General features: G+C 66.3%; 15 protein-coding genes and 1 pseudogene. 8 read left to right on the top strand and 8 right to left on the bottom strand.

Going from position 1 to position 19,321, the window contains the following annotated elements; all coding sequences use genetic code 11:
* The first annotated feature begins 141 nt into the window (after window positions 1-141).
* Together NRG74_RS04790 and NRG74_RS04785 are read left to right on the top strand one after the other, a co-directional pair.
* Window positions 142-1,848, top strand: coding sequence for an amidase (locus tag NRG74_RS04790; RefSeq protein ID WP_257705855.1), 1,707 nt, complete (start codon window positions 142-144; stop codon window positions 1,846-1,848).
* A 205-nt stretch (window positions 1,849-2,053) separates the two neighbouring features.
* Window positions 2,054-2,596 carry a nuclear transport factor 2 family protein gene (locus NRG74_RS04785; protein WP_064309585.1) on the top strand — a complete coding sequence of 181 codons (543 nt, stop codon included), beginning with the start codon at window positions 2,054-2,056 and terminating at the stop codon, window positions 2,594-2,596.
* 61 nt (window positions 2,597-2,657) lie between these two features.
* Here NRG74_RS04785 and NRG74_RS04780 read toward each other — a convergent pair whose 3' ends face one another.
* On the bottom strand, window positions 2,658-3,263 hold the full coding sequence (locus NRG74_RS04780) for a TetR/AcrR family transcriptional regulator (RefSeq protein ID WP_257705854.1): 606 nt from the start codon (window positions 3,261-3,263) through the stop codon (window positions 2,658-2,660).
* Window positions 3,264-3,436: 173 nt separating this feature from the next.
* On the opposite strand from NRG74_RS04780, the gene NRG74_RS04775 reads away from it, so the two are divergent.
* Entirely contained in the window at window positions 3,437-4,582 is a 1,146-nt protein-coding gene (locus tag NRG74_RS04775; protein WP_257706555.1) for an MFS transporter, read from the top strand.
* Between the two features lie 30 nt (window positions 4,583-4,612).
* Here NRG74_RS04775 and NRG74_RS04770 read toward each other — a convergent pair whose 3' ends face one another.
* From NRG74_RS04770 to NRG74_RS04750, 5 genes are read right to left on the bottom strand one after another with little or no spacing between them, the layout of a single operon-like run.
* Window positions 4,613-6,154: an APC family permease gene (locus tag NRG74_RS04770; protein WP_257705853.1), complete on the bottom strand. Its 1,542-nt coding sequence runs from the start codon at window positions 6,152-6,154 to the stop codon at window positions 4,613-4,615.
* 58 nt (window positions 6,155-6,212) lie between these two features.
* Window positions 6,213-6,959 (bottom strand): gamma-glutamyl-gamma-aminobutyrate hydrolase family protein, encoded by a 747-nt coding sequence (locus tag NRG74_RS04765; RefSeq protein ID WP_257705852.1) that lies wholly within the window; start codon window positions 6,957-6,959, stop codon window positions 6,213-6,215.
* Window positions 6,960-7,004: 45 nt separating this feature from the next.
* Complete coding sequence (locus NRG74_RS04760) at window positions 7,005-8,282, bottom strand: NAD(P)/FAD-dependent oxidoreductase (protein WP_257705851.1); 1,278 nt, start codon at window positions 8,280-8,282, stop codon at window positions 7,005-7,007.
* A gap of 55 nt (window positions 8,283-8,337) precedes the next feature.
* Window positions 8,338-9,831 carry an aldehyde dehydrogenase gene (locus tag NRG74_RS04755; RefSeq protein ID WP_257705850.1) on the bottom strand — a complete coding sequence of 498 codons (1,494 nt, stop codon included), beginning with the start codon at window positions 9,829-9,831 and terminating at the stop codon, window positions 8,338-8,340.
* An 11-nt stretch (window positions 9,832-9,842) separates the two neighbouring features.
* Window positions 9,843-11,225 carry a glutamine synthetase family protein gene (locus NRG74_RS04750; protein WP_017641332.1) on the bottom strand — a complete coding sequence of 461 codons (1,383 nt, stop codon included), beginning with the start codon at window positions 11,223-11,225 and terminating at the stop codon, window positions 9,843-9,845.
* A 203-nt stretch (window positions 11,226-11,428) separates the two neighbouring features.
* Between NRG74_RS04750 and NRG74_RS04745 the strand changes: the two genes are divergently transcribed.
* Together NRG74_RS04745 and NRG74_RS04740 are read left to right on the top strand one after the other, a co-directional pair.
* Window positions 11,429-12,316: a LysR family transcriptional regulator gene (locus NRG74_RS04745; protein WP_257705849.1), complete on the top strand. Its 888-nt coding sequence runs from the start codon at window positions 11,429-11,431 to the stop codon at window positions 12,314-12,316.
* 295 nt (window positions 12,317-12,611) lie between these two features.
* Window positions 12,612-12,824, top strand: a complete 213-nt coding sequence (locus NRG74_RS04740) for a hypothetical protein (RefSeq protein WP_017641334.1) — start codon at window positions 12,612-12,614, stop codon at window positions 12,822-12,824.
* A 201-nt stretch (window positions 12,825-13,025) separates the two neighbouring features.
* Here NRG74_RS04740 and NRG74_RS04735 read toward each other — a convergent pair whose 3' ends face one another.
* A complete protein-coding gene (locus NRG74_RS04735; RefSeq protein WP_257705848.1) occupies window positions 13,026-14,828 on the bottom strand; it encodes an ABC transporter ATP-binding protein in 1,803 nt (600 codons plus the stop codon).
* 85 nt (window positions 14,829-14,913) lie between these two features.
* A pseudogene (locus NRG74_RS04730) lies at window positions 14,914-16,220 on the bottom strand (ATP-binding protein).
* A gap of 489 nt (window positions 16,221-16,709) precedes the next feature.
* Between NRG74_RS04730 and NRG74_RS04725 the strand changes: the two are divergent.
* From NRG74_RS04725 to NRG74_RS04715, 3 genes are all read left to right on the top strand, one after another.
* Window positions 16,710-18,167 carry an efflux transporter outer membrane subunit gene (locus NRG74_RS04725; protein ID WP_257705847.1) on the top strand — a complete coding sequence of 486 codons (1,458 nt, stop codon included), beginning with the start codon at window positions 16,710-16,712 and terminating at the stop codon, window positions 18,165-18,167.
* Window positions 18,168-18,277: 110 nt separating this feature from the next.
* Complete coding sequence (locus tag NRG74_RS04720; RefSeq protein ID WP_160922692.1) at window positions 18,278-18,493, top strand: hypothetical protein; 216 nt, start codon at window positions 18,278-18,280, stop codon at window positions 18,491-18,493.
* 339 nt (window positions 18,494-18,832) lie between these two features.
* Window positions 18,833-19,249 (top strand): NUDIX hydrolase, encoded by a 417-nt coding sequence (locus tag NRG74_RS04715; protein ID WP_257705846.1) that lies wholly within the window; start codon window positions 18,833-18,835, stop codon window positions 19,247-19,249.
* The last annotated feature ends 72 nt before the right edge of the window (window positions 19,250-19,321 follow it).

Raw genomic sequence — 19,321 nt, 5'->3', positions numbered from 1 at the left:
GGGCAGTTCGGCAAGGCTTCCATGCACGGACGCAATCAAAAGCCGGCAGGCTTCGGGTGTACACTGCACCGGTGCTTCTTTCCTTCAAGGCCTCTGACAGCAGCCTCTTCCGTATCCCAGAATCCTCAACGGCGACCCACCATGATCGAAGTTACCGAACGTTCCATCGCCGAGTTGCGTCGCGCACTCGAAACCGGCCAGACCACTGCGGTGCAGCTGGTCGAGGCGTACCTGGCCCGTATCGATGCCTACGACCCGCCCGCCAGCGCCACCGCGCTCAATGCCGTGGTGGTGCGCAATCCCGAGGCCCTGGCCGAAGCCGCCGAGTCCGATCGCCGTCGCGCCCGGGGCGAGACCCTGGGGCCGCTGGATGGCATCCCCTACACCGCCAAGGACAGCTATCTGGTCAAGGGGCTGACCGCCGCCTCCGGTAGTCCGGCGTTCAGGGACCTGGTCGCTCAGCGCGATGCCTTCACCATCGAGCGGCTGCGCGCCGCCGGTGCCATCTGCCTGGGCAAGACCAACATGCCGCCCATGGCCAACGGCGGCATGCAGCGCGGTGTCTATGGCCGCGCGGAAAGCCCCTACAACGCTGGCTATCTCACCGCGCCCTTCGCCTCCGGGTCCTCCAATGGCGCCGGCACCGCCACCGCGGCCAGCTTCGCCGCCTTCGGCCTGGCCGAGGAAACCTGGTCCAGCGGGCGCGGCCCGGCGTCCAACAATGGGCTCTGCGCCTACACTCCCTCGCGCGGGGTCATCTCGGTGCGTGGCAACTGGCCGCTGACGCCGACCATGGACGTGGTGGTGCCCTATGCCCGCACCATGGCCGATCTGCTGGAAGTGCTCGACGTGGTAGTGGCGGACGATCCCGACACCTCCGGCGACCTCTGGCGCCTGCAGCCCTGGGTGCCACTGCCCAAGGCCTCGGAGGTCCGCCCGGCCCGCTATAGCGACCTGGCCGTCGACGCGAGCGCCCTGGCCGGCAAACGCCTCGGCGTGCCGCGCATGTTCATCAACCAGGACCCGGAGGCCGGCACCAGCGACAATCCCGGCATCGGAGGCCCCACCGGCCAGCGCATCCATACCCGGCCCTCGGTCATCGCCCTCTGGGAACAGGCCCGCGCCGCCCTGAAAGCGGCCGGCGCCACCGTGGTGGAGGTGGACTTCCCGCTGGTGTCCAATTGCGAAGGCGACCGCCCCGGCGCGCCCACGGTGTTCAACCGCGGCATCGTCTCCCAGGCCTTTCTCCACGACGAACTCTGGGACCTGTCCGCCTGGGGCTTCGACACCTTCCTGCGCGACAACAACGATCCCAACCTGAACCGGCTGGTGGACGTCGAAGGCGAGCTGATCTTTCCCCACGAACCCGGCACCCTGCCCAACCGTGAAGGCGACCTGGCCGCCGGCATGGCCGAATACGTGCGCATGGCCGAGCGGGGGCTCAAGACCCTGGACGAGATCACCACCCTCCCCGACGGCCTGCGCGGCCTGGAACACACGCGTAAGATCGACCTGGAAGACTGGCTGCAGGCCCAGGACCTGGACGCGGTGCTCTTTCCCACAGTGGCCGACGTGGCGCCGGCGGATGCCGAGATCAATCCCGCCTCGGCCGACATCGCCTGGAGCAACGGCGTCTGGGTCGCCAACGGCAACCTCGCCATCCGCCACCTGGGCGTGCCGACCGTCACCGTACCGATGGGCGTGATGGCCGACATCGGCATGCCGGTGGGCCTGACCTTCGCCGGGCGGGCCTATGACGACTCGAATCTGCTCAGGCTCGCCGCCGCCTACGAGGCGACCGGCTCCAAACGCCAGGTACCGCCGCGGACACCGCCGCTGGTGGGTTGAGGGTAGACGGCGTGGACGCTGGCCGCCGCGCTTCATCCGGCGGTCAGCAGCGGATCGCGACGTCTGGCGGTTAGGCGCGCTAACCGACGTGTCCAGTCGGGTGCGGGTTATCCGGACGCCGCCAGCGGCCTAAGGTGGGCTCCAGGCGGGTGCCGTTTGCCGGCGCCGCCGCCCACCTCATTCCGTCCTGCGCGAGGGTACCGCCATGCAGCATCCATCGAATCGTCTGACCGGGCGCGCGCTGCTGTCGCTCGTCCTGCTGAGTAGTCCCTGGAGCGGCGTCGCCGCAGCCGAATCCACCACGGAACGCAACCAGCGCCTGGTCGAACGGGCCTTCGCGAACTGGAGCGCGGGCCGTGGCAGTCTCTTCGACGACCTGCTCTCGCCCACGGTGGTCTGGACCATCCAGGGCAGCGGTCCGGCGGCGGGCACCTACCACGGCCGCGAGGACTTCCTGGAGCGCGCCGTACGTCCCTTCGCTCAGCGTCTGGCCACACCCATCGTGCCCCGGGTACAGGCCATCTGGGCGCGCGAGGACCAGGTCGTGGTGCGCTGGAATGGCACGGCCACCGCGCGCGATGGCGCGCCCTATCGCAATGAATACGTATGGATCTTCAAGCTGGACGGGACGCGTGCGACCCAGGTCGAGGCCTTTCTCGATCTCGTCCCCTACCAGGACGTCATCGACCGTATCGCCTTGGCAGACTCCTCGTCCGCCAGGCCCACCGGGGAACGGCAGGCGCCATGACGCCCCGCCGTTGCACGCGTGGCCCAAGACGCCCAGCTCAGACGACGCTTCGGCCGGGCGCCTAGTGACCATCCCAGAGCGTCAGCGCCAGGGCGATGGCGCCCTCGATGACCGGTAACTCCACCCCGTCCCGCGCCATGGGTGAAATGCCCAGCAACAGGCCTTCGAACACTGTCGCCAGGGCGCGAGCGTCGGTGTCTTCGGCGAGGTCGCCACGGGCGATACCGCGGCTGACGCACGCCAACAGGCCCTGGCGGATCCGGGCGCGGGCTTCGCGCAGCGGCAGTGGAATGCTGGAGTCTTCTTCCGCATAGGAGCCCAAAGTGCCGAGCGCCACCAAGCAGCCCTTGGGCAACTGCGCGTCACACTGCATCCGCGCGGAACGCCCGAGGGCCGAGGCGATCGCCTCCCGGGGCGTCAACGTCTCGTCGAACAAGGGGTCGTTCACCCGGCCATGGGTTTCCATGTAGCGAGCGACCACCTCCTTGAACAGCGCCTCCTTCGAACCGAAGGCCGCATAGAAGCTGGGCGCGGTGATGCCGCCGCCGATGGCCGCCTTGAGCCGACTCAGGGAGGTCGCCTCATAACCATACCGCCAGAACAGCAGCAGCGCGTCATCGATTGCCTGGGTACGGTCAAACGACCGGGGACGTCCTACCTGAGCCACAGCGGATCTCCTCGCCAGAATCGATTTTTATACTAGACGATACAGAATTCATTGACCAGTCAGGCGGTCGGCTGCTTAGATATATACCGATCGATACATATCTAAGGAGCATTGCCGTGACCTTGACACCCGATCCCGAACGCCTGCCCGTTGCCGCGCTATTGGCGCTGGCGATGACCGGTTTCATCTGCATCATGACCGAGACCCTGCCCGCCGGCCTGCTCCCCGAGATCGCCCAGGGGCTCACGGTCTCCCCGGCCCTGGCCGGCCAGACGGTGACCGCCTATGCCGCCGGCTCGTTGGTTGCCGCGATTCCCCTCACCCTGGCGACGGCGCGCTGGCGGCGGCGCCGGGTGTTGCTGGCGACCATCCTGGGCTTCTTGCTGTTCAACACCCTGACCGCGCTCTCCTCCAGCTATGCGCTGACGCTGATCGCCCGCTTCGCCGCCGGAGCCGCGGCCGGCCTGGCCTGGAGTCTGCTGGCCGGCTATGCCCGGCGTCTGGTAGTGCCGCGCCTGCAAGGGCGAGCGATGGCCATTGCCATGATCGGTACCCCGGTTGCCCTGTCCCTGGGCGTGCCTCTGGGAACCTGGCTAGGCGGTCTGCTGGGTTGGCGGCTGGCGTTCGCGGCCATGTCCGCTCTCACCCTAGGCCTGATCGTCTGGGTCCTGGCCAAGGTCCCCGACTATCCGGGGCAAGCCGAGGGTCAGCGACTACCGCTGCGGCAGGTGTTCGCCACGCCCGGCATTCGCGCCATCCTCGGTGTGGTCTTTACCTGGATGCTGGCCCACAACCTGCTCTACACCTATATCGCGCCCTTCGTGGCCCAGGCCGGCCTGGACGATCAGGTTGACCGGGTGCTGCTGACCTTCGGGGTGGCCTCGCTGGCGGGAATCTGGATCACCGGGCGGATCGTCGATCACAGCCTGCGGCGCGCCGTGCTGGTGAGTCTTGCCGGCTTCGCCGCGGTCGCGCTGCTGCTGGGGCTCAACCGTGATTCGGCGATGGCGCAGTACCTGGGCATCTTCGCCTGGGGGCTGACGTTCGGCGGCGCGGCCACCCTGCTGCAAACCGCCCTGGCGGATACCGCGGGCAGCGGCGCCGATGCAGCCCTGGCGATGAACGTGGTGACCTGGAACAGCGCCATCGCCGGGGGTGGCATCCTAGGCGGCCTGTTGCTAGAAGGCGTCGGCCCCCAGGCCCTGAGCTGGGCCGTGGTGACCTTGTCGCTGGGCGCCCTGGCCATCGCGACGGGTGCCCGGCACCACGGCTTTCCGGCGGGCACCCGGGCGAGCGTCTTACCCGTCCTGGGCCACTGACCGTCCGCGCGGGCACCCGGCCCGCGCCCTTCAGCCCCGGTGCGGGACCGCCTCCCGCGTCTCGCCCTGGAAGAAGGCCGGCGCACGCCAGCGGGCGAACAGCATCAGCACCAGACCCAGGGCCAGGATCACCACGGCGATGATGAACACCAGGCCGATACCGCCCAGGTGCGAGCCGCTGCCGAAGTCCGGCGACAGGCTGGCGATGGCGGTCTGCCAGAAGATCACCGAGAGGATGATGGCGCCGAGCAGCGGGCAGAGGCCCCGCAGCAGCGCATGGCGCAGGCTGTCGAACAGGCTGCGGCGGAAATACCATACGCAGGCATAGGCGGTCAGCGAGTAGTAGAAGCAGATCATCATGCCCAGGGCGGTGATGGTGTCCGCCAGGACGTTGTCGCTGAGGGTGCGCATGACCACATAGAAACCGCCCGTGGCAATACCGGCGGCGATGGTGGCATAGCGCGGCGTGCGCGAGCGCGGGCAGATGTGGGCGAAGCGGCGCGACACCGCACCGTAGTACCCCATCGCTAGCAGGGTGCGCGCCGGGGAGATGAAGGTGGATTGCAGGGAGGCGGCGGTACTGGCCAGCACCGCGATGGACATCAGGATCGCCAGCGGCCCCATCACCGGTCCCGCCAGGTGGGCGAAGACGTTTTCCTGGATCTCGGGATTGCCCAGCCCCAGGCCGGCGTCGCCAATGCCGGCGAATTGCAGGGTGGCCGCGGCGGTAAAGAGGTACAGCAGCAGGATCAGCAGCACCGTGACCGTCGCCGCGCGCCCCGGCACCTTCTGGCTGCCCACCGACTCCTCGCTCACCGTCAAGCAGACATCCCAACCCCAGAAGATGAAGATCGACAGCGACAGCCCGGCGGCAAAGGCGGAAAAGGATTCGACGTTGAAGGGGTTGAACCACTCGGGGTGGAAGACCACCGGCGCCGCCGCTGGCGCGGCGTTGAAGGCCGCCAGCGAGAAGCCGACCAGCACCAGCAGTTGCAGGGCGACCAGCCCGTACTGGACGCTCATGGTCATGCCGATGCCGCGGCAGCTGATCCAGACCGCGATGGCGATGAACACGCAGCAGGTGACGATGTTCACCAGCAGGTGCTGCGACAGCGCCGCCAGCTCCGCTCGACCGCTGAGCTGGGCGAGAAAGAGATAGAAGAAGTCCACCGCCACCCCGGCGAGGTTGGACAGCACTATGGTGGTGGCCGTCACCAGGCCCCAGCCGCCGATCCAGCCGATCATGGGGCCGAAGGCGCGGGTCGACCAGGTGAAGGAGGTGCCGCTGTCCGGATCCACGGCGTTCAGCTCGCGATACCCCAGGGCCACCAGCAGCATCGGCAGGAAGCCGACGATGAAGACCGCGGGCAGGTAGACGCCCACCTCGCGCACGGTCGGCCCCAGGGCGCCGGTCAGGGTGTAGACGGGGGCGATGGTGGAAATGCCCAGCACCACGCAGGCGAGTAGCCCCAGGGAGCCGGCGGCCAGGCCCTTAGCGGACGGATCGGCCAGGGCTTCCGGCCCGGCGGTGGCCGGAGCGCCTGCAGGTGCGCCCTTGCTCTGTTCAGTCATAGGTCTCTGCCCTGCTGTTGGTATTGTTGTTCAGAGTCCAGCGTGCGCGGCAAGGTGCCTAACGCGATGCGGCATGGCGCTGGCAGGCGTCCCGAAAGGCGTCTAACAGCGTCAGGGATTCGGGGCTCTCGCGGAAATTCCACTCGGGATGCCACTGCACCCCGACGACGAAGCCGGGGGCGTCGGCCAGGGACACCCCTTCCACCAGACCATCCGGCGCCAGGGCTTCGATGCGCAGCCCCTGCGCCAGGCGGTCGATACCCTGGCTGTGCAGGGAATTCACCTGGAAGCTGGCCGGCAGGCCGAGGCGCTCGAACATCCCACCCGGTGGCACCTGGACCGGATGGGTGGGCGCGTACTGCTCGGCCAGCAATTCGCTCTGGGGCTCGCGGTGATCGGCATGCCCGGGCAAATCCTGCACCCGCTGGTGCAGGCTGCCACCGAGGGCCACGTTGAGCTCCTGAAAGCCGCGGCAGATGCAGAACACCGGAATGCCGCGATCGATGGCCAGCCGTAGCAGCGGCAGGGTGTAGGCGTCACGGGAGGCGTCGTGGTGGGTGCCGGCGAGACTCGCCGGTCCCTGGTAGTGATGGGGCTCGACATTGGAGGGCGAGCCGGTGAACAGCAGGCCGTCCAGGTGCTCCAGCAGCGCCTGGGGATCGCTCGGCACGCTGCGCGCCGGCAGCACCACCGGCAGGCCGGCATGACCCGCGGCCTCGACGTACTTGTCGCCGACGGTATGGGAATCGTATTTGCCGAGCGTCTGCCGGCACGCCGTCACGCCGATCAGGGGCATAGGGGACATGGCTTATCTCCAGAGTGCCCGCCTGGATCAGGCGGGCGGACAGGGTCAGATACCGAGGCGATCGCGCAGCTGGTAGTAGGTCGCGCCCAGCGCGGTGAAGGGCACGCGCAGGAGTTGCCCGCCCGGGAAGGGATAGTGCGGCAGGCCGGCGAAGGCATCGAAGCGCTCGGCCTGGCCGCGCAGGGCCTCGGCCAGCACCTTGCCCGCCAGGTGGGTATAGGTGACGCCGTGGCCACTGCAGCCCTGGGAATAGTAGATGTTGTCGCCGAGACGTCCCACCTGGGGCAGTCGCGACAGCGTGAGCAGGAAGTTGCCGGTCCAGGTGAAGTCGATCTTCACGTCCTTGAGCTGCGGGAAGGTCTGCAGCATCTTCGGCCGGATGATGGCCTCGATGTCCGCCGGATCCCGGGCGCCATAGACCACGCCACCGCCGTAGATCAGCCGGCGATCGGCGCTGAGGCGGAAGTAGTCGAGCAGGTAGTTGCAGTCTTCCACGCAATAGTCCTGGGGCAGCAGGCTGCGCGCCATGTCCTCGGACAGCGGCTCGGTGGTGAGCACCTGGGTGCCGCAGGGCATGGACTTGGCAGCCAGTTCCGGCACCAGCCCGCCCAGGTAGGCGTTGCCGGCCACCACCACGAAGCGCGCCTTCACCTGGCCATTGGCGGTATGCACCACGGGGTTGGCACCGCGGTCGATACGGGTAGCGGCGCTCTGCTCATAGAGCTTGCCGCCCAGGGAGGCCACCGCCGCCGCCTCGCCCAGGGCCAGGTTGAGCGGATGGATATGGCCGCCGCTCATGTCCAGCAGGCCGCCCAGATAGCGATCGGTGCCGACCACCTCGCCGATGCCGGCCTTGTCGAGCAGGTGCAGCTGGGTATGGCCATAGCGCTCCCAGAGCTTCTTCTGGGCTTCCAGGTGGCCGAGCTGCTTGCCGGTCAGGGCGGCGAAGACGCCGCCGTCCTTGAGATCGCACTGAATGTCGTAGCGGGCGATGCGCTCGCGAATGATGCGACCACCCTCGAAGGCCATCTCGCCCAGCAGTTGCGCCTGCTTGGGCGGCAACTGGCGCTCGATGGCATCGATGTCGCGGCTGTAGCTGTTGACGATCTGACCGCCATTGCGCCCCGAGGCGCCGAAGCCGATCCGCGCCGCCTCCAGCACCGTCACGCTGAAGCCGTGCTCCAGCAGGAACAGCGCGGTGGAAAGCCCGGTGTAACCGGCGCCGATGACGCAGACATCGGTCTCGACACTGCCGTGCAGCGCCGGGTATTCGGTGTGGAGGTTACGCGAAGCCGCGTAGTAGCTGCCGACATGTTGTTGCATGGTGAGATTCCTCTGCTTGCGATTCCGGCGGCTGCACCGGAAGCGCCGCGCCTGTTCAGAGCTTGATCCAGGTCGCCTTGAGTTCGGTGTATTTGTCGAAGGCGTGCAGCGACTTGTCGCGTCCGTTGCCGGATTGCTTGAAGCCGCCGAAGGGCGCCGTCATGTCGCCGCCATCATACTGGTTGACCCAGACGCTGCCCGCACGCAAGGCCCGCGCCACGCGATGGGCACGGGAGATATCCCGCGTCCAGACGGCCGCGGCCAGGCCATAGGGGGTGTCGTTAGCGATGCGCACGGCCTCTTCTTCATCCTCGAATTCGATCACCGCCAGCACCGGGCCGAAAATCTCTTCCCGGGCGATGCGCATGGCGTTGTCCACCCCTTCGAAGATCGTCGGGGTCACGTAGCTGCCACCGGTCTCGGTCAGGGCGCGCGCGCCCCCGCTCACCAGCCGGGCACCCTCGGCGCGGCCCGCTTCGATGAAACCCAGCACGGTGCGCAGATGGCCTTCGTCCACCAGGGCGCCGACGCGGGTGCTGGGGTCCAGCGCATGGCCGGGCGCCCAGGCCTGCAGCGCCTCCGCCACCAAGGCCAGGAAACGCTCCTTGATCGAGCGCTCGACCAGCAGCCGCGAGCCGGCCACACAGACCTCGCCCTGGTTGAAGGCGATGGCCGCCGCGGCCGCTTCGGCAGCGGCCACCAGATCCGGGGCATCGGCGAAGACGATGTTGGGACTCTTGCCGCCCGCCTCCAGCCAGACCCGCTTCATGTTCGATTCGCCGGCATAGATCAAGAGCTGCTTGGCGATGCGGGTGGAGCCGGTAAAGACCAGGGTGTCGACATCCGCATGCAGCGCCAGCGCCTGGCCGACGGTGTGACCGTAGCCGGGCAGCACGTTGAACACCCCTGCCGGGATGCCGGCTTCCAGCGCCAGCCCCGCGATGCGGATGGCGGTCAGCGGCGACTTCTCAGAGGGCTTGAGGATCACCGAATTGCCGGTCGCCAGCGCCGGACCCAGCTTCCAGCAGGCCATCATCAAGGGGAAATTCCAGGGCACGATGGCCGCGACCACCCCCACCGGTTCGCGGGTCACCAGGCCGAGCTGGTCGCGCGGCGTGGGCGCCACCTCGTCGTAGACCTTGTCGATGGCCTCGGCGCTCCAGCGGATGGCATTGGCCGCCGCCGGGACGTCGATACCCAGGGCATCGCCGATGGGCTTGCCCATGTCCAGGGTTTCCAGCAGGGCCAGCTCCTCGGCGTTCGCCAGCAACAGCTCGGCGAAGGCGATGAGTACCCGCTTGCGCTGCGCCGGCGCCTGATGCGCCCAGTCACCCCGCACGAAGCTGGCCCGTGCGGCCTGTACAGCCACTTCGGCATCCTCGGCCATGCAACTGGCCACCCGGGCCAGGTGACGACCATCCACCGGGCTCAGATCGTCGAAGGTGGCGCCGCCCAGGGCAGCCTGGTAGCGGCCGTCGATGAAGGCGCGGGATTCGACGGTCAATGCCTGGGCGCGCCGCTCCCAGTCCTGTCGTGTCAGCACGGTCATGATTGCGCCTCCTAGACGGTATGCAGATACCAGTTGTATTCGAGATCGGAGATGGTGGTCTCGAACTCCTCCAGCTCGGCTTCCTTACAGGCGACGAAGATGTCGATGTACTCGGGGCTGATGTACTGGTTCATCACCGCGCTGTCGTCCAGGCGGCGCAGGGCGTCGCGCAGGTTGTTCGGCAGGCTCTGTTCGAGCTGCTCGTAGGAGTTGCCACTGACCGGCGCGCAGGGTTCGAGTTGCTGGGTCATGCCGTGATGAATGCCGGCCAGGATCGAGGCCATCATCAGATAGGGATTGGCGTCGGCCCCGGCGACCCGGTGTTCGATGCGGATCGCCTCGCTGCTGCCGGTGGGTACGCGCACCGCCACGGTACGGTTATCCAGGCCCCAGCTCGGGGCGTTGGGCACATAGAACTGGGCGCCGAAGCGGCGATAGGAATTGACGTTCGGACAGAGGAAGGCCATGGACGCCGGCAGGGTTTCCAGGATGCCGGCGATGGCATGGCGCAGCGGCGCATGGTGCTCGGGATCCTCGGTAGCGAAGATGTTCTGTCCGGTCTGCTTGTCCAGCAGCGAGATGTGCACGTGCAGGCCGTTGCCGGCCTGGCCGGGATAGGGCTTGGCCATGAAGGTGGAATCCATCTCATGGTCGTAGGCGATGTTCTTGATCAGCCGCTTGAGCAGCACCGCGTAGTCGCAAGCCTTGATGGCGTCCTCGACGTGATGCAGGTTGACCTCGAATTGCGCCGGCGCGGATTCCTTGACGATGGCATCGGCCGGCAGTCCCTGCTCCTTGGCGCCTTCGAGCATGTCCTGCAGGCAATCCACGTATTCGTCCAGGTCGTCGATCAGATAGACCTGGGTGGAGACCGGTCGCTTGCCGGAGATCGGCGAGCGCGGCGGCTGCGGCCGGCCGTTCACGTTCTCCTGGTCGATCAGGTAGAACTCCAGCTCGAAGGCGGCGCAGATGGTCAGCCCCAGGTCATCGAATTTCTTCACCACCCGGCGCAGCACCTCGCGCGGATCGGCGAAGAACGGCGAGCCGTCCTGCTCGTGCATGGTCATCAGCAACTGCGCGGTAGGGCGCTTCTGCCAGGGCTCGTAGCTCAGGGTGCCGGGGATGGGAAAGCAGGTGCGGTCGGCATCGCCGATGTGCAGCCCCAGGCCGGTGCTTTCCACCGTGGAACCGTTGATGTCCAGGGCGAACAGCGAGGCCGGCAGATTGATGCCGCGCTCATAGACCTTGGACAGGCTGGCCCGCTCGACACGCTTGCCCCGGATGACGCCGTTCATGTCGGTGATCAACAGATCGACGTACTGGATCTCGGGGTGCTCCTTGAGAAAGCCGTTGGCTTCGGTGAGCTGGACGACGCGGGGGGATATCGAATTCATGGGAGGCATCCTTGACGCTGGCCCGCTTCGTTATGCTTGCTCGTGCGGGTCTGGCAGCGTGGCTGTGGGCGGTGGTCGCTGCAGGCGCCGACCCCGTCTGCCAAGGTCCGCCCTTCCACCTGATTGCCCTCGCGGGGCTGGGCCAGTATAAATTGGCATGAGCGCAACCCATATCGGCGAATCGGCAAAGGAAGAATGCACGGATGCAATATCAAATAGGCCATGCCGATCTCAAGCTGATCCTCGCCCTGGTGCGTGGCCGGACCCTGGCCCGAGCGGCCGAGCAGCTGCAGGTGGATGTCTCCACGGTGTTTCGCGCCATCCGCAAGCTCGAAGCCAATCTGCAGGTCGCGCTGTTCGACAAGACCCGCCGCGGCTACACCCCCACCCAGAGCGCCAAGGCTCTCGCCGAACAGGCCGAGCGCGCCGAACAGGCCCTCGAAGCGGCGCGGATCGCCCTCACCCATGGCGAGAACGTCATCAGTGGCACCGTCCGCCTGACCTGCACCGACGCCGTGCTGCGCAGCCTGCTCTTGCCGGGCCTGGCCGAACTCATGCCGCGCTATCCGGCGGTCGCCCTGGAAGTGGCCACCTCCAACACCTTCGCCAGCCTGAGTCGGCGGGATGCAGATATCGCTCTGCGCCTGTCGAACGCCCCGCCCGAACACCTGATCGGCCGGCGGCTCGGTCGCAGCTCCTACTTCGTTTGCGGCCATGAGCGCTATCGCAGCGGCTATGGCCCGTTGGCCACTGAATTGCCCTGGATCGCCCCGGACGACTCCCTGGCCGATCACGTCTCGGTCACCTGGTTGCGGCAGGCCTATCCCAGCCTCACCCCGCGCTATCGCTGCAGCAGCATGTCCTCGGTCGGCAGCCTGGTAGGTGCCGGTCTTGGCGTGGCCGCCCTCCCCGACTTCATGATCAGCAGCCTGGACGGCGTCGAACGCCTAGGTCCGGCGCTGCCAGGCTGCGACACCGATATCTGGCTGCTGACCCGCCCGGACAATCTGTCGCTGCGCTCGGTGCAGATCCTCTTCGATGAGCTGGCGAATCTGTTGAAAACCCGGATAGCGGATGTTTGCCAGGCCTGAAACGAAGCGCTCGTTCGTCGGCTTTAATGGCAACTTACCGGTAACTTTCCCAGTACCGCGTTCCACCCGAACACCCTTAAACAGAAGTTTTAACGAATTTTTCACGCCTTCTTGACGAGCTTTTTGAAGTTAAGGTCATCAACGCGACCTAACGCTTTCAAGTACTCTGCAGACACGCGGAGTCAAGTACGAAAAGTGCTGTTTCCAGGTAGGCCGTCGGCGACGAATTGCCTTAAAAAACAAGCCGGTTAGGCGATATCGAGAGTCATGGTGGTCAACTTCCACGGAGACAACGATGAGCAGCCGCTTCGCCATACCCGATAACCCCGACCGTGATTGTCTGTTGAACATTCACCGGCTTCTCACCTTGAGAATCGATCAACTGCGCAATGTCGATATGGGCAGCTCGCAACTGCAGGAGATTCTCTTCCAGTTCGAAGCCCTGACGGCAGAAACCATCCAACTGGTCGAGGAAGTCGCCGTGAGACTGGCGACCGAGGCGCATTAGCGGCCAGCGGCCGCAGCGTTCCGGGGCAGTGAAGTGTCCGGCGCGATACCGCATTCGCCACCACCTGCTCTGCTCGGAAGCGCGCTGGCTGGAGGGATTTGCGTCCAGCGAGGAGTGAGGACCGCAGGTCGGGATGCACCTGCGGGAAGCCTGTCGGGCGATAGATTGCAGGCAGCTCCTCCGCCCAGGGCATTCAGGCATTCAGGCATTCAGGGCCATGGCCGCATACAGGCCATCCTGCCTGACCAGTTCCTCATGAGTGCCCTGCTCCACCAGTTGCCCAGCCTGGATGACCAGAATCCGATCCGCCTGCCTGACGGTGCTGAGGCGGTGGGCGATGGAGATCAGGGTCCGCGGCCTTTGCAACGAAGCCAGGGCCGCGGCCATCGCCGCCTGGGTGCTGCTGTCCAGGGCGCTGGTCGCTTCATCCAGGAGGATGATCGGCGGATCGCGCAGCAGCATGCGGGCGAGGGACAGACGTTGGCGCTCGCCGCCGGACAGTTGATAGCCCCGGTCACCGACCCCGGCCCCCAGCCCCTCGGGAAGCCCGCGCACCGTGGCATCCAGCTGCGCCCTTTCCAGCGCCCACCAGAGTTCCGCCTCGCTCGCGTCGGGCTTGGCGAAGCGCAGGTTGGCCTGGATGCTGGCGTTGAGCAGGAAGGTATCCTGGGTCACGATGCCGACCAGGCTGGCCAGCGTCGCGAAGCTCAGCTCGCGGATATCGATGCCGTCGTAGCGGATACGCCCCTGATCGGCGTCGTACAGGCGCGCGAGGAGATAGGAGATGGTGGTCTTGCCAGAGCCGGTGGGGCCAACCAGCGCCGTGTGCTTTCCGGCCGGTATCTCGAACGTCAGATCCTTGAGTACGGCGCGATCGCCATAGGCGAAGCTGACGTTCTCGAAACGGATGCCCTGCTGGAAATCCTGCCGCGCAAGAGTCGTCGGTGAGCTCGCTTCGACGACCGTCGCAGGCGTATCCAGGTAGCTGAACACCCGCGCCAGCAAGGCGCGCCCCTTGGCGAATTCGATCCGCGTTTCAAAGATCTCCAGCAGCGGCCAGAGCAATTGCTCCTGCAAGGCGATAAAGGCCACCAGGGTGCCAATGGACACCTGCATCCCCAGGCCGATGAACAGACCGCCGCCCAGGAAGGTCAGCGCCGGCAGGAGATCCAGCGCCAGGAAGACGAGCGCGAATTCCCATTGTCCCGCCGTGCTGGCCTGGGTTTCCAGGCGCGCCAGCTGCGCGGAGTCACGCTGAAAGCGCTGCACGAGATAGTGCACGCGGCCCATGGTACGCGACAGGATGATGCCGCCGGCCGACAGGGACTCGGCGATGTTGGCGGAAAGGTCCGCCACCTGCTCCTGTTGCCGGTAGGTCACCCGCTCCCGAAGCTGGGCGACGCGGCCATTGATCCAGACCAGCAAGGGAATGACGGCGAAGGAGACACCCGCCAGGCGCCAGTCCAATAGCAGCATCGCCACCAGGGTCGCCGCCACGACGCTCAGATGCTTCGCCAGATCCGTGGCGGAGTGGGTCAGCAGGGTCTGCAGACCGGCGATGTCGCTGGACAGGCGCGCCTGCACTTCGCCCGCGCGGGTACCGGCGAAAAACGCCAGCGAGAGGTTCTGCAGGTGGCCGTACAGGCGGGTCCGCAGATCGTGCATGACGCTCTGGCCCACCCGAATCGCGACATAGGTCTGGGTCAGGTTGGCGATGGCATTGAACAGCGCCACCCCGACCAGACCGGCGGCTAGATAGACCAGCAGCGTCAGGTCCTTCGCCGGCAAGGCATCGTCGACGATGCTGCGGATCAGGAAGGGACTGATCACGCCGCTGATCCCGGCGACCGCGATCAGCAAGACCACCAGCACCAGTGCGGCCCGATGTGGAGCCAGTAGCTCGAGAACTCGCGCGAAGGTGACATGCCGCCTGGCCAGGTCGCCGTAGTCGTCGAGGGTCTCGGTTTCAGCCGGCGATGGTGGGGAAGAAGAGGAACTGGACATTTGCGTGCTTTCAGGTCGGTCAGAGGAAGGAGCGGACTCGAGTCCGCGTCATCGGGTGCCAAGGAAGCCTTGGGCTGTCTGGGGGTCAGGACGCGAGGGCGTCGGTCAGCCGGATGTCAAAGCGCGCGCCGCCTCTTTCGCTTTGCGTCAGCGCCAGCTGCCCGCCCTGCTTTTCTATGGCGCGACGGCTGATCGACAGCCCTAGGCCGAAGCCGCCGGTAGCACGATCCCGACTGCGATCCAGGCGATAGAAGGGCTCGAACACCCGCTCCCGCTCGCCCGGCGGAATACCCTCGCCATCGTCCTCGACGGTGATCAGCAGGGTGTCGGCGTCGCGGCCAACGGTCAGCCAGACCCCACGCTGGCAATAGCGCAGGGCATTGCCAATCAGGTTCTGCAACGCGCGGGCCGTGAGTCTTGGTGCCAAGAGGGCTTGCTCGGGCGCAGCGGCCATGTCCAGGCTCAGGGTGACTCCACGCCTTTCCTGTTCCTCACTGAAATCCGCCAGGACACTGTCCAGGAAGGCACCGAGCGTGAGTGCTTGACGCTCGGGTGGCTGCTGACTGGACTGCAACCGCGCGTAGGAAAGCAGCTCGTTCACCAGCGCATCCAGTTCGCGGACGTGGCGAATCTGCTGCTCCAGCTGTCGCTGTGTTTCAGCGGGCAGTGGTCAGCCTGCAACAGGGCCAGGCCGAACTCCAGACGGGACAGGGGCGTGCGCAGCTCATGGGAGACCGCATTGAGCAGGTCGCGCTGCTGGACGATCAGGGTTTCGAGGTCCTGGGCCATGTCATCGAATGCCCGCGCCAGCTGGCCGATGTCCGAGCGCGGCGAGATCGCGGTACGCTCCTGCAAATGCCCTTTGCCCAGGCGCGCCGCCGTGCGCCTGAGCCGCTCCAGATCGCGCCAGTGCGGCCGCAGCCAGACATACAGACAGATGAGCAGCGCCGCACCGATCAGGGCGTTCATGGCCCAATACGTCAGGGCTATGTCGGTCGGAACCTCGGCGAAGCCGACCCAGAGGACGTGCCCGCCCGGCAGGGGGATCAGGGCGACGCTGGGATCGCCATCGTCGGTCAGGCGGACGCGCCGTTCGCCCTTGGCCAAACGGTGGCGCTCGGCGCTCGTCAACCGAGGATCGGTCTGCAGCCCCAGCTGCAAGGTGACGGGCGCGATGTCGGCGTTCAGCTCAGCCAGCAGCGCCGGCCAACGAGAGATCGGCGTCTCCACGAAGGTCCGCTCCACCAGTTTCAGTGGGCCATTCATCTGCTCCAGACTGACGCGACTATAGCGATCACTGAACATCTGCTGCAGGGCTTCCGGGACCAGATAGCTGGCTGCGCCATAGGTCACCAGCAGCACGCAATAGAGCCTTATCAGGATCTTGAACATCTAGCAGGACTCGACGCCACGGCGCGGTCGTCCCTGCGGGTCACATCCGGACCGTTTTGCCAGCTTGAACGACGGCCAGCACGAGCCGTGGGCCGCGCCTTCCTGGCGCGGGCCAGGCAACGTCACGAGCGCGCATCGGCGACGCTGGTCGGTGGCCACTGACGCGGCGGGGATGATGACGTTTTCGACGCTGAAAAAGAGTTTCACAGGTAGGTCCCAGGGCAAGGAGGCGGCGAGCATAACGGAGCGCCAAGCCCTCAAGGGCAGCCCTTAACACTCTTTCACAAGAGACCTACAGACCTTTACAAGGCCGCCCAGGCGGGCCCTCTACCATGGCGTTCTCCACGAGGACGCCCGATGTTCCACTACCTACTCTTCCCTTCCTGCCAACCCGAAAAAAAGCGGATCCTGATGCCATTACGCACCTTGGCTCGGCCCCGCTGCCTATCCCTGTCCCTGGGCAAACAGCTCGCGGCAGGCAGGCTCGTCATGACAGGAGTGACCGTCCTGGCGCTGAGTGTCCTGCTCGCGGGTTGCTCCCTGGCACCCCGCCATGAACGACCGCAGCCGCCGGTCCCGGAGCGCTATCCCGTGCCGACGGCGTCCTCGGACCTGTCACCGGACCGCCAGGGTCTGTTCGCCGACCCGTACCTGCGCGCCTTGATCGATCAGGTCCTGGAGGGAAACCGGGATCTGCGGCTGGTCGCGCTGGATATCCAGGAGGCACGCGCCCGCTATCGCATCAGTCGTGCCGACCTCATGTTCGAACTGGGCGCCACCGCCAGCCGGACGCGGGAACGGACTCAAAGCCTGGATAGCGCCTCGCGTACCGACCAGGAGCGAAGCGGCAGCCAGACGGCCAACCGATACAGCGTCGGGTTGGGTACCAACGCCTACGAACTGGACCTGTTCGGCAGGCTGAGAAACCTGCGTGATGCCACTCTGGACGAGTACCTGGCCCAACGCGAGACGCGCAGCGCGGTGGAGCTGTCACTGATCGCCGAGGTGGCGACGGCCTATCTGAATCAGCGCGCCCTGGATGAACGACTGCTCGTGAGTCGCGATACCCTGGAAAGTCGCCAACGAGGCCTCGCCCTGGTCGAACAGCGCCATGCCGCCGGCCTGAGTTCGGCGCTGGACCTGGCCCAGGCTCAAACGGCGCTAGAGACCACCGAAGCCGATCTCGCCGTCCTGGAACGGAGTCGGGCACAGGCGGACAACAGCCTGCGCCTGCTGCTCGGCGGAGAGCCGCGCAGCGACCTGCCCGCGCCCTTGCCGCTTGCGCGCCAAGGTCTCGACCTGCCCGTCCCGGCGGGCTTGCCCTCTGACCTGCTGCAACGCCGTCCGGACATTCGCGCGGCCGAGTACCGCCTGCGTGCGGCCAACGCCAATATCGGCGCCGCTCGGGCTGCCTTCTTCCCGCGCATCACCCTGACGGCCAGCGCCGGCTACCTGAGTTCCGATCTGAACGGCCTGTTCAACCTCGGTAATCAGGTATGGAGCTTCGTCCCCCAATTGCAGGTACCGCTGTTCGACGGCGGTCGCAACCGCGCCAACCTGGACCTGGCGGAGGTGCGGCGCGATCAGGATATCGCTCGCTACGAGAAGAGCATCCAGGTCGCCTTTCGCGAGGTGGCCGATCAACTCGTCGCCGAGGCGCCCTTGAGACGGCAGCTCGCGGCCCAGCAGCGCCTGCATGACATCACCGCGCGCAGTGTCGAACTGGCGAGCGAGCGCTATCAGCAAGGGCTGGACAACTACCTGAATCTGCTCGACAGCCAGCGCAGCCTCTACCAGGCCGATAACGCGCTGATCGAAACCCGGCTGCAGCTGATGATCGCCCACGTCGACCTGTTCCGGGCACTGGGCGGCGCGTGGGAGCGGAGCGGCGAAGCGGATCTAGCCGCTTCACCCGCTGCGACCCCGTCGCCCATGGCCTCGCGTTAACACTTGTTTACCGGCCTTCATGAGGTTTTACACGGGCCCTTCTGCAGCTCGATATCCTGAATTCCAGGCGCCCATCTATCGGATGCGCGTTCGCACAAAAGGAGACGCCAGTGAGGCACGTCGTAAAAAGCATCGGCTTCATCGCCATGATACTGGGCGGGGTGGCCGTACTCGTGGGGTGGCTCATAGACCCCACCGTCGCCTTGAACAACGGCATCAAGCTGGTTTCGATAAAGCGCGAGTTCCTGCAAACCGACTTCTTTCTCTGGGGCGCCATGTTGTTCGCCGCCGGCTTCAACGGCTATTCCCTGCATACCGATCTGTGAGGCCGACGCGACCTTTCCCTTCGTCGATCCACGGGAACACGTCTCCGCTCCCAGGACATTTCATGAGCCTTGGCTAATGCGCGCTTTCGGCGTCTCTATGACTCTGCTGCTGGCCTGCCTCTCCGCCATGCTCGGCCTGATCGATCTCGACGAGCCCGACGTGATACCTGCCCATGAGCCTGTTGCCCACAGGCGAGCCGTTCAAGATCCTGTTCGATGCCCTTGACCTCTGACAGCCACCACCTCCCTCGCGGGCAGGCTGAGCCAGGATCGCCGCCGGTTGCCTTTCCGCCCGTCTCCCGGCACGGTGACCCGCCCACCTAGTCCGGAACGCTCACCTTGACCCCTACCCTGCACATCGCCGCCGCCATCCTCCTGAACGACCGCCAGCAGGTGCTGCTGGTGCGCAAGCGGGGCACCACCGCCTTCATGCAACCGGGCGGCAAGGTGGATCCGGGGGAGCAACCCTTGGAGGCCCTGATCCGCGAACTGGAAGAAGAGCTTGGCCTGGTCATCACGCCGGACGCCGCGACCTTTCTTGGCAACTACCAGGCGCCGGCCGCCAATGAACCCGGCTTCAGGGTAGATTGCGCGCTGTATCAGGTAACCATGGGCGCGCAAGATCAGCCGCTGCCGGCCGCCGAAATCGAAGAGGCGCTATGGGTAGCGGTAGACGAGCCCGGCGCTCTGCCGCTGGCGCCCCTGACCGGCGAGGTGATCTGGCCCTTGCTGCAGCGGCAGCTGCTGAGCCACTAGCGATCGACCTCGGTCAGGCCCGACCGTGCCGCAACCGCCCTGCCGGAGTAGCCTGAGGCATCAGGCCGCTCT

The organism is Pseudomonas oryzihabitans (genome assembly GCF_024652905.1).
GTDB classification, from domain to species: domain Bacteria; phylum Pseudomonadota; class Gammaproteobacteria; order Pseudomonadales; family Pseudomonadaceae; genus Chryseomonas; species Chryseomonas benzopyrenica.
Note: the sequence above shows the minus strand (reverse complement) of the source record. Positions and strands in the feature narration are given on the sequence as shown.